General features: G+C 41.0%; 15 protein-coding genes. 1 reads left to right on the forward strand and 14 read right to left on the reverse strand.

Annotated elements, in window-relative coordinates; all coding sequences use genetic code 11:
* Positions 1-20 precede the first annotated feature (20 nt).
* Entirely contained in the window at positions 21-1,229 is a 1,209-nt protein-coding gene (locus tag EHQ59_RS14985) for a bifunctional 3,4-dihydroxy-2-butanone-4-phosphate synthase/GTP cyclohydrolase II (RefSeq protein WP_135620440.1), read from the reverse strand.
* Positions 1,230-1,348: 119 nt separating this feature from the next.
* Between EHQ59_RS14985 and EHQ59_RS14990 the strand changes: the two genes are divergently transcribed.
* Positions 1,349-1,729 carry an STAS domain-containing protein gene (locus tag EHQ59_RS14990; protein WP_135620441.1) on the forward strand — a complete coding sequence of 127 codons (381 nt, stop codon included), beginning with the start codon at positions 1,349-1,351 and terminating at the stop codon, positions 1,727-1,729.
* On the opposite strand, the gene EHQ59_RS14995 is transcribed toward EHQ59_RS14990, so the two are convergent.
* From EHQ59_RS14995 to EHQ59_RS15055, 13 genes are all read right to left on the reverse strand, one after another.
* Positions 1,726-2,343 (reverse strand): riboflavin synthase, encoded by a 618-nt coding sequence (locus EHQ59_RS14995; RefSeq protein ID WP_135620442.1) that lies wholly within the window; start codon positions 2,341-2,343, stop codon positions 1,726-1,728. The genes EHQ59_RS14990 and EHQ59_RS14995 overlap by 4 nt on opposite strands.
* A 3-nt stretch (positions 2,344-2,346) precedes the next feature.
* Positions 2,347-3,696, reverse strand: coding sequence for a dihydrofolate reductase family protein (locus tag EHQ59_RS15000; RefSeq protein WP_135620443.1), 1,350 nt, complete (start codon positions 3,694-3,696; stop codon positions 2,347-2,349).
* 10 nt (positions 3,697-3,706) lie between these two features.
* Positions 3,707-4,645, reverse strand: a complete 939-nt coding sequence (secF, locus tag EHQ59_RS15005) for a protein translocase subunit SecF (RefSeq protein ID WP_135620444.1) — start codon at positions 4,643-4,645, stop codon at positions 3,707-3,709.
* Positions 4,638-6,572, reverse strand: a complete 1,935-nt coding sequence (gene secD, locus EHQ59_RS15010) for a protein translocase subunit SecD (RefSeq protein ID WP_135620445.1) — start codon at positions 6,570-6,572, stop codon at positions 4,638-4,640. Before secD ends, secF begins: the two co-directional genes overlap by 8 nt.
* 21 nt (positions 6,573-6,593) lie before the next feature.
* Entirely contained in the window at positions 6,594-7,223 is a 630-nt protein-coding gene (locus EHQ59_RS15015) for an SRP-less Sec system protein (protein WP_135620446.1), read from the reverse strand.
* 1 nt (position 7,224) lies between these two features.
* Positions 7,225-7,548, reverse strand: coding sequence for a preprotein translocase subunit YajC (gene yajC, locus EHQ59_RS15020; protein ID WP_135620447.1), 324 nt, complete (start codon positions 7,546-7,548; stop codon positions 7,225-7,227).
* A gap of 26 nt (positions 7,549-7,574) precedes the next feature.
* Positions 7,575-8,603: an anthranilate phosphoribosyltransferase gene (gene trpD / locus EHQ59_RS15025; RefSeq protein ID WP_135620448.1), complete on the reverse strand. Its 1,029-nt coding sequence runs from the start codon at positions 8,601-8,603 to the stop codon at positions 7,575-7,577.
* Entirely contained in the window at positions 8,584-9,330 is a 747-nt protein-coding gene (gene pgsA / locus EHQ59_RS15030; protein ID WP_135620449.1) for a CDP-diacylglycerol--glycerol-3-phosphate 3-phosphatidyltransferase, read from the reverse strand. Before pgsA ends, trpD begins: the two co-directional genes overlap by 20 nt.
* Positions 9,330-10,676 (reverse strand): MiaB/RimO family radical SAM methylthiotransferase, encoded by a 1,347-nt coding sequence (locus EHQ59_RS15035; RefSeq protein WP_135620450.1) that lies wholly within the window; start codon positions 10,674-10,676, stop codon positions 9,330-9,332. Before EHQ59_RS15035 ends, pgsA begins: the two co-directional genes overlap by 1 nt.
* Positions 10,676-11,776 (reverse strand): helix-turn-helix domain-containing protein, encoded by a 1,101-nt coding sequence (locus EHQ59_RS15040; RefSeq protein ID WP_135620451.1) that lies wholly within the window; start codon positions 11,774-11,776, stop codon positions 10,676-10,678. Before EHQ59_RS15040 ends, EHQ59_RS15035 begins: the two co-directional genes overlap by 1 nt.
* A gap of 18 nt (positions 11,777-11,794) precedes the next feature.
* On the reverse strand, positions 11,795-12,496 hold the full coding sequence (locus tag EHQ59_RS15045) for a LolA family protein (protein ID WP_135620452.1): 702 nt from the start codon (positions 12,494-12,496) through the stop codon (positions 11,795-11,797).
* A gap of 40 nt (positions 12,497-12,536) precedes the next feature.
* On the reverse strand, positions 12,537-15,635 hold the full coding sequence (locus tag EHQ59_RS15050; protein ID WP_135620453.1) for a DNA translocase FtsK: 3,099 nt from the start codon (positions 15,633-15,635) through the stop codon (positions 12,537-12,539).
* Positions 15,636-15,712: 77 nt separating this feature from the next.
* Positions 15,713-16,210: a YajQ family cyclic di-GMP-binding protein gene (locus tag EHQ59_RS15055; protein ID WP_135620454.1), complete on the reverse strand. Its 498-nt coding sequence runs from the start codon at positions 16,208-16,210 to the stop codon at positions 15,713-15,715.
* Positions 16,211-16,242: the final 32 nt, after the last annotated feature.

The following is a 16,242-nucleotide window of genomic DNA, read 5'->3' on the forward strand; positions in this document are numbered from 1 at the left end:
AGAGTTTATCGATTCGGTTCTTAACCGTGCAGGTTCAGTAAATGGCCTAACTTTGTTTTTTTAGTTTGTAAGTAACGAGAGTTTTCTTCCACAGGATCAATTTCAATTGGTACTCTTTCAGTCACATGCAAATTGTATCCTTCAAGACCCACAATCTTACGAGGGTTATTCGTAATGAGTTTCATCTGTTTTACCCCAATGTCTCTTAGGATTTGAGCACCAATTCCGTATTCCCGAAGGTCAGGAGCAAAACCTAATTTTTCGTTGGCTTCTACAGTATCAAGACCACCCTCTTGCAAGGAATAGGCTTTCAATTTATTGATGATACCAATTCCACGACCTTCTTGTCTCATGTAAAGTAAGACCCCCGATCCTTCTTTTTCAATCATACGAAGGGCATTATGAAGTTGAGGTCCACAATCACAACGTTGTGAAGAAAAAATATCTCCCGTCAAACACTCGCTATGTACTCGCACGAGAACAGGTTTGTCTGGATTGATATCCCCTTTGACAAGTGCCATGTGGATTTTATCATCAATTTGAGTGGAATACGCTTTGATTTTGAAATCACCAAACTCAGTGGGTAGACTTGCTTCTACTTCTAAGTGGATGAGTTTTTCTTTATGTCTTCTGTAACGAATCAGGTCTTCTATGGTATAGATATTGAGTCCGTGAGTTTTTGCAAATTTTTCCAAGTCAGGAATTCTTGCCATGGAACCATCATCATTCATGATTTCACAAATCACACCACTTGGATAGAGACCCGCTAACTTAGATAGGTCTACCGCTGCTTCCGTATGTCCCGCTCTCCGGAGCACTCCACCAGTCACAGCCTGCAAAGGAAATAAATGTCCGGGACGCATCAAATCATCTGGTTTTGTTTTTGGATCGAGTAAAACTTCTACTGTTTTTGCTCTGTCGTGAGCGGATATTCCAGTGCTTGTGCCAAATTTTGCATCCACTGAAACGGTAAAAGCAGTTCCATGTTTATCTCCAAGAGATAAATCATCCACCATCTTCCCAAGACCCAGGCTTTGCAGTCGTTCCCGTTCCATCGGAACACAAATGAGTCCCCGACCATGAGTGGCCATAAAATTGATTTTGTCTTTGTCCGCAAATTCTGAGGCACAGACCAAATCTCCCTCGTTTTCTCTGTCTTCGGAATCGACGAGAATGATCATTTTGCCTTGGCGGATTTCTTCGATTGCTTCTTCGATCGGACGTATCATAGGGAAAGGCCTCTATATACTAAAACTCTGAAAGCCGTTCCGAATTAAAGAAGATTCCCAAAGAAATTCATTGATTTTTCCTATTTCTTTTGTCTAAATGTGTCGGATCGGAGGGATGTTTGGAACTAAAACTAAGCACAACGGGAAAGATCAAATCGATCGAAATTGCGGGAAAATTTGATATTGAGTCCACAGAAGAATTTGAGTCGATTTTCAATAACTTGATCGAATCGAGCCCAAACCTTGTTTCCATTGAAATGAGTCGCCTCGACTACATCGACTCTTCCGGAATTGGATCTCTCATCAAAAGTCTCAATTCCTTAAAAAACAAAAAAGGCAAACTTCTACTCGTAGGCATGAAACCCATGATCCAAAATGTTTTCAAATTGGCAAAACTGGATATGTTTTTTGAAATTTTGAGTAGTGCTGATTTCCAACAAAGATATTTGGATGGAAATTCTGATGATTCGGATATCGACGACTTACTCAAAAGAAATTAATTCGCTTCCCCTTCTCCTCTGGATGCCAAATAATTTTCAATGTATTTGGCAAGAACGTCTACTTCTACATTGAGGCGGCTGTCCACTTTCCAAGACCTAGCATTTGTTTTGTGCATCGTTTCTGGTATCAAGATGAGTTGGATTGCTCCCTCTTTGATATCTACTACGGTAAGGCTGATTCCATCTAAGGTCACAGATCCTTTTTTCACAAAAAAACGACGGAGTTCTTTCGGAATCTCTACCCAAAACTCTTCCACTTCGTTTTCGATTTGTTTTCGACTGAGGACCTTTGCCACTCCATCTACATGGCCTTGCACCATATGACCACCGAACCTTTGCCCTAGTGCCATAGCCCGTTCTAAGTTCACAAGAGTACCTTCCCCTAACCTAGATAAGTTGGTTAACTCTAAAGACTTAAACGAGGCGTAAAATTGAAATACATTCCCTAACTCAGAAAATTGAGTGACAGTCATACAAGCACCATTGATGGCAATGGAGTCACCAAGTTTGATGTCTGGATTTTCCCATTCGGTTTCAATGGTAAACTGGATTCCAGAGTCAATGGGTTCGATTTGGATTACCTTTCCAAGGGTTTCAACAAGTCCTGTAAACATGGTTTAAGTTCTCCTTTTTGGTTTTCGCAGGAAGAGGAAATGGGAACCAATTCGAAATTCAGACACAATAGGATCTTCAATGTAAGCAAATGGAATCCCATTGGGAATCGATTTTTTAGTATTCCGAATCTCCAAAATACAATCTTCTTCCGTCAGGTCATTTTCTAAAAATTTGGGAAAAAAACTTCCCGCTTCACATAACAAGGTATTGATTCCCAATTTTCCCAAGGTTTCTAAAAACAAACTGCCATCCGTTTTCTTTAGCGAAACAACAGAATATGAGGAGAGATTTTCTATATGGGTTTTGATCTCATTGGATAAATTCAATTCATCTGATTTCGAGGATTCATGAGTCGTAAGAAGAAAAAAAACACAAAGTTTTTTACCAAACCGTTTTGTGAGTTCCCTTTGTTTGTTCCAAAACGATTCCTTTGGCATTCGGTGTGGATCCAAAACAAAAACTCGGAACGGTTGGTATTTTTCCTCTTCTAACTGATGTACAACGACTGTTTCTTTGGCCCATCGAAAAAGAGAAGATAACAAATTGGTCGCAGCTTCAAAAAAAGGGACAAGATCTGTTATTTGTTTGGGATGACCTGCTGTTTCTATCATCGAATCGGTGATTCTATAATGTAACGAAGGTTCATCCGTATAAATGGTATTAGGTCCAACTGCCACCGCATCCATTTTCCCTCGTAACATTTGTAAAAATAAATCAGTGTCTTCGCCACTTACCCTTTCTTTCCTGTGATCCAAACTTGCATAATTTCCTTCTTTCGAAGTCGCAGATTTGATCCAAACCCAAGGGAGCTCAGTCTTCATTCGTTTGAGAAATCCCTGTAAAAACGGTAATGTTGTATTGGCAAGTACCGGTTCCAATCGAACGGAAATTGTTTTCTCTTGATACGATGACCAGTCTCCTGATGTGATGAGAGGATTTGGATCCTTCCAACCAATGAGGAGTTCTTTAGGATGGTAACTGAGCACCAAATCTCGGCAAGGTGGTGTTTTTCCGAAATGAGTACAAGGTTCTAGACTGACAGACAAAATGGAATCTGCAGGCAAAGGATTTGGTTTCTTTACCGTTTGCGTTTGATCCGTTAGGTTTGAGGGAGGTGAAGGATTCTCTTCGAATCTAGTTGGACTGAGAGAATGTTTTTTTTCGAATAAGGCGAAGAGTTCCCTTTCCGCATGGTTCCCTCCAAATTCTTTGGTATGTGCTTTTTCCAACACATTCCCCTGTCCATCAGTGAGAACCGCTGATACGGGAGGGTTTCCGCCAGTTTTACCCATGGCAAGAAACCCAAGTAAAGAATGTAGAGAATAAAGTTCCTTCTTTTTCCCTACATCCATCTAATTTGGTTTAAGCGAATTTTTTCTTCCTGAGCATGTCATAAATCTCAGAAATGGGAGCTGCAATGTAAATGGAAGAATAGGTTCCAACAATCACACCAAATAGTAAAATAAAGGCAAAGTCATATAACTCAGCCGCGCCACCCACAATGATTGCCACAACGGAAATCATTGTTGTAAAGGATGTGTTAATCGTTCTACCAAGAGTTTGCGTTATGGATACATTGATGATATTGGAAAGAGCCAAGTTATCTTTTCCATGCGCATTTTCACGAATCCGATCAAATACCACAATTTTATCATTAATGGAATACCCAAGTAGTGTTAAGAGTGCTGCAATGATCGGAACACTTGGTTTGATTTGTAAAAACCCAATTAAAGCCACTGTCATCAAGATGTCGTGCACCAGAGCGATCGCAGAAGCGAGAGCAAACTTAAACTGAGACCTGATACTCAAATACAATAAAATGATAGCAAGTGTTGTGAGAAGTAAGGTGATTCCTACTTCTGTTAATTCACCCCCAACAACAGCTCCCACTTGGTCTGCGGAAAGCACCTTTTCCTTAGGGAGATTGAACTCAAAACGAAGCAGTTGGACAAACCTGTCAATCGCCGAGGTGGAAGTTTCTCGTTTCTCTTCTGGAATCTCTTTGTATAAACTCTCAATTGTTGCAAGCGAACCTAGTCCGACGTCCAATTGGAAAATATTCTTTTCCTTCTCGAGTAAAATCACAACGGCTTCAATCTTTTTCGATTGGAAATAGGTTTCAATGTCCGTTCTTGTTTTGTCTTTGGGAAGTTCCACTACCGTACGAAGTCCCCCATTGAAATCGAGAGAGTGAGCAAACCCACCGTATTTCGAAAACGTCACGACAAACCCAAATACAATTGCTAAAAATGAAAAACTAAGAGTGAAGTATTTATACTTAGTGAAATTGATATTACGCATGTTTACCCTCTTTTTTTCCATAGAAAAAAGGTCTTAAGTTCAAATGATGGACTCCCATTCGGTTTACAGTCAGTTCCATAAACAATCGAGATAGAAATAAGGATGTGAAAAGAGTTGTTACGATACCCCAACAGAGTGTGATCGCAAAACCTTTGATTGGTCCATTTCCTAAACGGATCATTAAAATCCCGGCAATGAGAGTGGTTACGTTGGCATCCATAATCGTCCAGAATGCGTTTTCAAACCCTCTAGTCACCGCAACAGAAAGAGCCCTTCCTTCTTCGATTTCTTCTCGTATCCTCTCATAGATGATTACGTTTGCATCCACCGCCATACCAGCAGTTAAAATAATCCCCGCAATCCCAGGAAGGGTGAGTGTAAAATCCATTAGAGTTAAAAGAGCAGCAAGAATGATGATGTTCACAAGAAGGGAAAGGTCAGCAATAAACCCACCTAACCTATAATAGAAGATCATATACATCATAACTAAGAAAAATCCAATCGCTACGGCTTTTACACCGACTTCAATGGATTCTATCCCTAGAGTAGGTCCAATAAAACGCATTTCCAAAACGGAAAGTGGAATGGGAAGAGCACCTTCTGAAATCACGTTTGCCAAACGAATGGCTTCTTGTTCTGAGAAACTTCCTGAAATTTCTGCACGCCCCCCCGCAATGGGATCATTGATCACAGGATTGGAGATCACTTTATCACCCCAAACAATTGCTAGGTTGCGCCCACGGTTCTCAGAAGTTAAATCAAAAAATTTCTCCGCACCATTGGGAGTTAATGTAAAACTCACCATCCATCCATAAGAATTGGAGTTATACGATGGTTGGGCATTCGTCATATCATTCCCAGAAAGGGCAATTTTCCGTTCGAGAACAACAAAACTTCTAGGCAGTAAAGTAGACTTAGCAGAATTCCCACGCGCCCACATTGCATACACTTTGTAGTCTTTTGGGATATTGTATTTTTTTTCTAGGCCTGCCAAAAACTCATCCTGGGCTTTTTTCCCTGCTTTGTTTTTCACTAGTTCTTGGAAAAGAAAGATGTCAGTTTTTTCTCTTTGGCCAAGATCCATCATCCTTCTTTCACTATCACCAATGATGTTTTTATAAGTAAAAGGATTTGGTTCTTCTAGGCGGTATTCCACCGTTTCTGTATTTTGTAAAATTTCTAAGATCGCAGCAGAGTTGGAAACACCAGGAAGTGATACTTCAATCGCATCTTGTTCTTTCTGGATCCTCACCTGAGGCTCTGTTAGGTTTTGCGTTGTGAGACGATTGTCGATAATCATCTTTGCTTTTTCTAATTCAACAATCTTACGCATCGGAGAAAGGTCAAAACTCGATTCAATTTCAGAAAGTCGATTTTGTGCTTTTTCTTTTTCTTCCGGTTTGGTTGCCGGATTGTTGACAGTCAGATTTAGCTCTGCAATTTCTTTGGCATATAAATCACGTAGTTTAGTGGTATAATCTTCAAAATCACCTTTTAAAACCACTCGCATCCCACCTTGTAAGTCAAGGCCAAGTTTGATGGACAATGATTTTCCACCACGGATCATATTTTCAATCCAAGTTGGTTCCAATTTGTTTTTGGATTCGTTTACTAAGTTTTGGTTTTCTTGCGAGATTTGATTGATTTTTGCGGATGTGATAAAACGTCCATTCACGATATAAAACGGATTTTCTTTAGGAGGCAAAGTTCCATTTGGTTCAATAGTCCAACCAGAACTTTTCCCATAATCTTTTTCCCAACGATCAAAGAGTCCACTCACAAGCGCTTTTTGATCTGCTTCAGATAAGGAATATACGTCCTCTCTCACAACCAATTTTAAGGTTCGGTCGGCAAAGTTTGGATACAAAATGGTAAATGATACCACTAAAATGAAAAATGGTAGAAGTAAGAGTCGATACGATTGCAAGTTGGTTTGCTCCTAAAAATTTTATCTTCTATAAGAACGACTGCTAGAACCTGGACGTGCGGATCTAAGTCTATAAAAAGCAAAAAGGATGATAATTCCAAGGATCATCATAGCTTTTTTGTATTTCGCAAAAAAATCAGAAACATTAAAAAACGATTTCCCTGAATCTTTATTGATACTGGATTCCGAAGTCACTTTCCCTACTTCTGAATTTGTTATTTTTAATTCAGACGAAAATCCAGGAAGGCCAGTGGGTTCTACTGAAACCCCAGAGTCCATCCAAAAAGCATTGGATACAACTTCCTCTTCTTCCACAACCGCTGGTTGTTTTTCTATTGGGTTTAAGTTTTTTTCTGTAACAACAGGATTCACATTTTGGTTTGTCACCAAATTGTTGTTTTGTGGAAGACTCTCTGTTGTCAGTTGGTTTTGTTTTGACTTCTTTTTTGATTTTTTCTTTTTCCCTGTCGTCGTTCCAGTTTGCGTCACAACAGTAGATTGTTTTTTAGTTGTGGTTTGAACTGTGTCTTCTTTGGGTTTGGTGGTAGTTTTTGGTTTGTCGTTTACCTTATCCAAAAAGTCCAAACCCTCTTGTGAAAAGAGGGATGTAGAAAGACCTAGAAGTAATAAAAGGGAAAAGAAGGATTTCATCTTACGCTTTTTTCTTAAGGATTGCGCTAGTATCAAAGGTTACGTTTGTATTCGCAGAAACGTTTAATACAACCGTTTCGTTGTTATCTTTGAATTCTACGATTTTACCGTGAAGGCCACTGCTAGTCACAACAGTATCCCCTTTTTGTAAGTTACCAATCATTTCTTTTCTTTTTTTCTCTTCCTTTTTGTTGGGAAGGATCACAAGAAAGTACATTGCGACAAGCATAATCGGAATGATGATCAGGGACTGAAGAGAAGACTTAGCGCCTTCTTCTTGGGCAAGGATTAGGATTTGGGATGTGAAAAAATCTAAATTGAGCATAGCTATTTATCCAATGTTTACAGGCCTTATCTTAAATTCAATGTTTCACGAGCGAATCGGAGAACTTTTTTCGATAATAACGCATCTCTCGCAATTTGGTAACCAGAAGGAATGTCTTTTACTGCACCGAGTAAAAATAAGGAAACTCCGGCGTTCAGTGCGACCATGGCTGTTCCCCCTGTTGGCCCTTGTGGGTCAAGGACAGCACGAAAGAGTGATTCCGCCCCTTCTTTAGAAGAAGAGAACACTGTATTTCGATCCAGTTCACTCGCTTGCAACTGGAGTTCCTTCGGATCAAAACTGAGTTCTTTTGTGGTCTTTCCATCAAAATAAGCAAAATCAGTCGTTTCAAAAATGGAAAACTCATCCAGACCATCCTGGGAGTGGCAAACGAGGGCTCCTTTTGCCCCTAATTTCGCCAAAATTTCCACCATTGGCAAACACAAAGAACGGTCATACACTCCCACAATCTGGTGTGTGGGAGAAAAGGGATTGGAAAGTGGTCCAATCAAATTGAAAAATGTGCGAAAACCCAGTGCCGTCCTTACGGGACCCGCGTATTTCATGGCTGGGTGCCAGGAAGGCGCAAACAAAAACACAAACCCAGTCCGCAGAAACTCAGCTTCACATGTTTCGTGAGTTCGTTCCAAAGGATAACCTAAGCCAGAGAGGATATCAGAACTTCCCGAAAGCGAAGAAACCGAACGATTCCCATGTTTTGCCACTTTGTGACCAAGGCTTGCTAGAGTGAGAGCAGACAATGTGGAAACATTCAATGTTCCCTTGCCATCTCCTCCCGTCCCACAAGTGTCCAAAAAATCAAAACCAAAATTGGTTTTCGGTTGGATGGCGTGGTTACGCATAGCACGCACAAATCCGTACAATTCGTCCGTTGTTTCCCCTTTCATTTTCATGGCAGTGAGAAAGGACGCAAGAACAGGTTCTGTCACTTTGCCATCCATCACTTCATTTAAAAAGTACTCGGCATGGGTATCCACCAAATGATGCCCAGACACCACTTGGCCAAGGATTTCTTTAACTGTGAGAGCGGTCATAAAATATCCTTTTTAAATTCGAAAAGGTTAACAATTGATAGTTGGTAAAAATATAACGTAATCCAGAGATCACCGTGATTAGCGTGGTAAATAACATTCCAAAATAAGGAACAAAGGAAGCGATAGAATCAAATATATCTTTCCAACTTACAGTTTCAGAGGTTTTCACCATCGTATAAAACTCATTGGCATTTTGAGATGCCACTTCAAAGGTAGAATACCCAGCAAGTTTTCCCATGGCATAGGTTTCGTTGATCATCGCACGGCGTTTTCCGGAGATCAGCATAAACACCACAAGGATGATGAGGATCGCTCCCATTTGGAATGCTGTTTTGACCTTTCCCATCATGGTCGTGCGAAGGCTATTTCCAGAACGAACCGCAATGTAACGAAGAAAGGTGATGAGCATATCTCGCCCGACGATGAGAACCACCATCCATACTTCAATGGGTTCGTGGATAAACAAAAAGGTAACAAAACAGCCGATGACTAAAAATTTATCAGCAAGTGGATCGAGGAATTTTCCAAACTCTGTTTGTTGGTTCCATTTTCTTGCCAGATACCCATCCACTAAATCAGTAAGTGATGCGAGTGCAAATAGTACAAAGGCAAAAATTTGGTATTCCCATTCTTTTTGGAATAAGGCAAAGATAAAAAACGGTAATGCCAGTACACGGAGTACGGTGAGTAAATTAGGAATATTGGCTATGGTTTTCCAATCTTCCACTAAACCACCCAAGTCCCTGACATATCGAGTTCATAAAAAGAATCCACTCTTACCTTACCAAATTGGCCGACTTTTAGACCCACCTCTTCCACGTACACCACTTCATCAATCTCTGGTGCATCTTGGAGGCGACGAACAATCGCTCCTTCCTCTAACACTTCATCCACGACACATGGGTAGGTTTTCCCAATTCGGTTTTGGTGGATGGTCTTGAGAGTCCCAAGGTAAGCTTCCCGCACAAGGTTCACACGGCGGGCAATTTCTTTGTCTTTCAGTTGCCCTTCCATAGTTGCCCCTTTGGTTCCTTCTTGTGGGGAATAAGGAAAAAGGTTTACCTTTTCTGGTTTTACATCTTCCACAAAGCGAATGATCTCTTCCACGTCTTCCATGGTTTCCCCAGGAAACCCTAAAATAAACGAAGTGCGGATTTCTAAATCAGGACGGATGTCCCTTGCTTTTTGGAATAAGGATTTAAAGAATTCATAATCACCCGTGCGGTTCATGGATTTTAAAACGGATTTGGAAACATGTTGTAAGGGGCTTTCCAAATACGGGGCAATTTTAGAAATTTCTCTGTACAAATCTAGTAACTTTTCTGTTTTTTTATCAGGATACAGATAGAGGAGTCGTAAGATCTCAAGTCCTTCTACAGCTGCCACAGACCGAACCAAATCCATCAGTTTGTCTGTGTCTTTGCCATAAAACACTGTGTCTTGGGAAACTAAGCAGATCTCTTTGGAACCCGCTTTGACAGCAAGCCTCGTTTGTTCGAGGACATCTGTGATTTCTGTGTCTCTGTATTTCCCACGTAAATTGGGAATGATACAAAAATGGCAACCACGGTTACAACCGTCAGAAATTTTTACATAGGAATAAGGTTTCGAATAGTTTTCGATGCCTTTGGAGGTTTTCAGTCTTTCGAGAAGGTCTTCGTTGAATTCAGTTAGGTCTTTAAAATCGAGAGGGAAATGGGAACGTAAAATTTCACCAGCTTTGTCATACTTACCTGTTCCGAAATGTAAATCCACTTCAGGAAGGTCAGCGGAAATTTCCTTTCCAGCCCGTTCTGCAAAACAACCCACAACCACTAACTTTTGTTTGTTCTTTTTCTTCACATCGATGGAATCAAGGATGGTTTGGATGGTTTCCTTGGTAGCATCTTGGATAAACGTACAAGTATTTACCAAATGAAAATCACTGGCTTCTGGGTCTGCGGCAGGGAGTAGTCCTTCTTTGAGTAAGGACTGGTGCATCGCCATGGAGTCGACAGTGTTTTTTGGACAACCAAGAGTCGTAATAAAAAACGACTTTGGTGTCTCAATGGTTTTGTCTTTGGTCTTTGGCATTATTCGCCTAACTCTCCAATGATGGACTGTGTGGAGTCGTAAGGATTTGGTTTGCGGATAAAGATTTTTTTCACAAGTTTTCCTGGTTTTCCAAGAACCACTCTTTCTTTTCCGTTTTGTACCATCTCCACTGCACCACCATCCCCCACTTTGATCTCAAGTCTGTCACGAGCTTCTAAGTGTTTCACTTCGCCAGCAGAAACAAGACCCCGTTCACCCATTTGACCATCTAACACGAATTCAACGTAACTAGGTTTGGAGAAAAATAAGGTCACTTGGATCGGAACATCACCCACTGGAGATTTCACAGCGACCCCTTCTCGTTCCTCTTTTAAAGTCACAAGAACCTTTGCCGATTTTTCTGTGACTGCTTGCGTTACCACACGGATGTCACGGCGGAGAGACGAGAGTTCTTCAATTTTATAAGAAAGGATGGTTTCTTCCCCTTCTGCTGTTTGGAAAAAATACACATTCTTTTCAGGGAAAATATTAAATCCTAGGTTTGCTTTTCCATTGGAAACACCTTTGATGAACATCTTACACTGTTGGTTGTTCACACTAAAACTCACACCACGATCTTCTGTGAGGATAAAAGGTACACTTGCATTTTCAGGAACACTTTGGTTCACAAAGTTAATGCCAGAAGGAATATCGGAACTGTTGGAAGGCTCAACACTTTGGCTTACTTCTGTGTTGTCATCATCCATGGAAACAGAACCAGAATCTTCAAAACTGATATAGATGATATATGCCGAGATCACAAACAAAAAGAGAGAAACAAGGCTTATGATTTTATTACGATCTAAACTAAAGGGAGTGGTTGTAGGTCGAGTGAGTTCTTCGAGTGGTGCTTGTGATTCTTCAATTTGTTCCCCACGGTATAAATTGAGTAACATAGCAGTGTCTAATTTTAAGTAACTGGCATAGTTTTTTAAAAAACCAAGAGCAAAGGTTTCTGCTGGGAACTGAGAATAATCTTCTGTTTCTAATGCGATGATGTATTTGGCCGCAATATTTGTTTCTTTTGCGACATCTTTCACAGAAAGTTTTTTGTCTTCTCTTGCTTCTCTTAGGATCTGACCAACTCGTTTTGTATTCAAAATGAACTCCTCTTAGGTTTAGTTCTCAGAGACAAGTGGGTTGTTGACAATTTTAGCGTTCCCGCTCATATGAAAATTGAAAACACCATCTTGGATATCTTCCGAAAAATTAATGTTAGAAAATGAAATCGTTGTGACTTTACCACGACCATCTGTCGCGACTGCTTTTTTGATGAGGTACGATTCAGAATCCACAAATAGTTTCATCTTTTCGAACCCACCAATTTTTTCCCTTTGGTCTAAATCGAGAACAAAGTATTTGGTTGCATCACCCATAGAACGAGGTTGTTCAATGGTATCAAATTTATAATGGTATTTTCGAAAGAGTCGGTTTAACCCTTCCGGGCTATTGGTTGTAAAGATAGGACCTGAGGAATTTTTGCGATCGAGTGTGAGGTCTTGTTTTCCCACAGCACCTAACCGTTTGATAAAGATATGAAGTGTTTTTCCATCGGAAACAATTTCGTCCCCTTCTGGTTCCGCAAAATTATAACGAATTTTTCCAGGACGTTTGTAAAAACATTTCCCACGCATTTGTTTTTCTTTTTTGTTGTCTTCCGTTTTGATGAGAAAATCAGCGGAATACGAATTGATTTCGCTGAAGTTTTTTTTGATCTTTTTGACAACTTCAGAAGGGGAATGCCAATTGTGAGCCGGACTTGTTTGGGCCTCCAAAGAAACTCCCAAAACAAGTAACAAAAATCCGATCCATACTTTCATAGATTCCCAGTTTTTCAGACAAACTTCTCTTGTCGATGATTTACGCTGAACGTAAGATTTCCCGAGGTTTTGCCCCGACTTGCGGGGAAACATAACCCCTCATTTCCATAAGTTCCATAAGCCTTGCCGCTTTGTTGTATCCGATCCGCATCCTTCGCTGCAAGTAGCTTGCACTGGCCTTTTTTTCTGTGACAACAATGTTCCATGCTTCATCGAAGAGTTCTTCGTCCTCATCAGAGGCCATTTCGATATTCGTTTCATCGTCCCAGTTCATTTCCACGTAGGCAGGTGCCCCTTGTTTTTTGGCCTCTTCCACGATGGAATCAATTTCTTTCTCTTCAATGTAAGGAGCTTGGATTCGCATGAGGTCACTCGATGTAGGAGATCGGTACAAAAAGTCCCCTTTTCCGAGGAGAGTTTCCGCCCCACTCGTATCGAGAATGGTGCGTGAGTCCGTTTTTTGTGCGACTTGGAAAGCAACCCTTGCTGGGCAGTTTGCTTTGATGACCCCTGTGATCACATCCACTGACGGCCTTTGGGTTGCCATGACGAGGTGGATTCCCACTGCTCTTGCTTTTTGGGAAATACGTTGGATTTGTTCTTCTAAGTCTTTGCCCGAAACCATCATGAGGTCCGCAAGCTCATCAATGAAAATCACAATGTAAGGGAGTTTTTGGAATCCCTTCGCGTGGGCATACTCATCCACTTTTTCATTAAAACTTTTGAAGTCCCTACTTTTCAATTGGGAGATCATTTGGTAACGACTCTCCATTTCTTGGATCGCCCAGGAAAGTGCCTTCGTTGCTTTTTTTGGATCCGTGATCACTGGCATAAGAAGGTGTGGGATTCCTTCGTAGAGTGTCATCTCGACCATCTTTGGATCGATCATAATGAATCGAACTTCTTCAGGAGAACGAGTGCAGATAAGGCTCGTGATCATCGCATTGATACTCACTGACTTTCCGGATCCCGTTGTCCCTGCAACAAGTAAGTGAGGGAGTTTTGCGATATCAATCATCACCAGTTTTCCTGAAATATCCTTTCCAATACAAATGGATAAGTCTTTTGCTTTTTGTTGCAGGATCGTGTCTTTTAAAATCTCAGATAAAAACACATCTTCTCTCACACGATTCGGAACTTCGATTCCAATCGACGCCTTACCTGGGATAGGTGCTACAATCCGAATGTTTTTCACTTCAAGGTAAGCCCTGATCTCATCTGACAAGGACACAATTCGGTTCAGTTTGATCCCATTCGGAATGGTGATTTCGTAACGAGTGATGATCGGACCTCGTTCTTTGGTTATGACTTTAGATTCAATCCCGAAATGGCCTGTTGACTCTTCGATTTTTTTGGCGATCAGGTCGAGTTCCGAATCATTTTTTAAGATATTGGCGACAGGAACTTGGTGAGACGCAAGGAGTCTTGGAGAAATATAATATTTCCCTTTTTTCAATTTTGGTTTTGGCACCATGGAACCAAACATCAGTTCTTGTTCGGTTTTGGTTTCCTTCGGCGCTTGTTTTTTCTTACCAAAATTTCCCGCACTCAAATTGGAACGAACGAGTGGCGAAGATTCTTCCACGGCCAAAGTTTCCAAAGTCTCTTCTTCCAATTCTCCTTCGGAATCTGAATCGAATTCTCTATCGCCCTTTGTTTCCTCCCACTCTTCTGATTCCAAACCAGTTTCTTCCACAAGAGACAATCGAACCGATTCCGGGATAGGAATGGTAAGGGATCCAAGAGTTTTGCCATTGCCAGTGTGCTTTGTTTTCTGTTCTTCATCTAACAAGTCTGATTCGGTCCACTGGTCTCTAGCTTCTACTGATTCCGGAGATTCTACTTCCTCCCAATCCTCTTCGTTCGCGTTGTCATCAAAATCGGAAAACCCATTTCGATCCGAAAAAGAAGATTCGAATTCAGATGGAGCCGGTTCATTCCATCCGAATCCTCTGCCTTTGGCACGGGACAAACCATCTTCTAAACCTGGTCTCATTGGTTCTAATTTAGGAAGTTCCAAGTCGGCAAGGGATACTGGTTTCTCTAATTTTGGTTTCCATTTTGCTTCCGGAAACTGAAAGAGGATTTTGGATTCACGAACTGCATCTGCATTTTGGGAAAAGGAAGGATCCTCTTCCCCTCTTTCGTTTAACTCACGTTTATCGACAAGTTGTAATTTGGAATGAGATTGTATAGAACTGTTTGCCTCACTTCGTAAAGTGGTCCTCTGTTTTTGGAACCGAAAGACATTGCCTGACGCATCAAAAAATCCTTCAAACTGTTTGGCGTTTTGGAAAACGACTGCCTGTGGTTTCGATTTTTCTTTGGATTGGAATTCACGTGAATTAACGTTTCCGTTTTTTTCCTCTTCCAAAAATCGATTGGAGGAAGGAAATTCCATCTGAAAACGCGAATCGTTTCCCGTATCCTTTGCGACAACATTCCAAAAATGATGAGCTAACTCATCTTTTGATTCCTCGGATGTTTGGATCTGAAACCATTCTTTTTGTTTTACTTCCGCTTCGGGTGCACGGCGAGTTGACACCACTGATTCCATAAAGGAAGGAAGTTTGAAATGAGGGAATTCCTTTCGTCCTCCCATGAAGTGGTAGAGTTTTTCGGATACCGAGTGGATGGTGGAAAAGGTATAAGACCAAGCTCCGTCTTCGAGCCAAATCACAGCAAAGTACAAATACAAAAAAAAGACAACAAGCACACGACCCGTTTCCCCAAAGAGATACGAAAAGATCCATGAGAAAAATTGGCCAAAGATCCCACCACTATCTCCCACATGGCCCATCGGAGTTTCGAGAAGGTTCAAACTCACAGTTGTCGCAATGAGAAAAATAGGGAAAAATAAAGCCTTACTTAAGACATCAAAGTCTGGGTTCCGTAAGGAAAGGACACCTAAGAGTAATACAAACCCAGCCAGTAAAAAGGAAGTTTTTCCGAAGAGGTAAAAAAGGGTCAAAGCAATGTAATGCCCAAGCCTTCCAAACCAATTGAAAAGCGACCCATCCTCTCCTTCTTGGAAGGAAAAAAGGGATAACAGTAAAAAGATTCCAGAAAATACAAATAAATATGGGAGGAAATCCTTTCTAGGCAAGGTCCATCCCCATACGGATTTTTTAGGGTCCATACGGGAAATATCGGACGGTTTCGAGACATAGACAGAAAAAATTTGGAAGCCAGAAGCGCTTTCTTTTCTGTCAGGATTTACCCTTTGAAGTTCGTAAAATTGGCGTCAAAATTGAAATTGGCATTGCGGATGGCGGCCATCACTTCCTGCAAATCGTCCTTTTTTTTGCCCACCACACGCACCGAATCCCCTTGGATGGTCGCATGGACTTTTAATTTTTGGTCTTTGATGAGGGTTGTGATTTGTTTTGTTTGTTCTTTGTCCAAACCATTTTGGATTTTCACCTTCATCCGAACGGTTTGTCCTGTGGCAGATTCCACTTTAGAATCAAAATCGAAGGCTTTTAGACTGATGCCTCGTTTCGCCATTTTGGTCGTGAGGACATCAATCACCTGTTTCAATTTGATTTCGTTTTCGGAGGTCAATACCAATTGGTCGTCCGTGATTTTGATTTCGGAATTGGATCCTTTAAAATCAAAACGAGTTTGGATCTCGGTCATTGCCTGCGAGACCGCATTTTGCAATTCGGGACGATCGAGTTTTGATACAATGTCAAAGGAAGGGTCTTGAGCCATTTTGATTCTCCTATTCTAATTCCTAAAAATTG

It is taken from the genome of Leptospira kemamanensis, from assembly GCF_004769665.1.
Taxonomy (GTDB): Bacteria; Spirochaetota; Leptospiria; order Leptospirales; family Leptospiraceae; genus Leptospira_A; species Leptospira_A kemamanensis.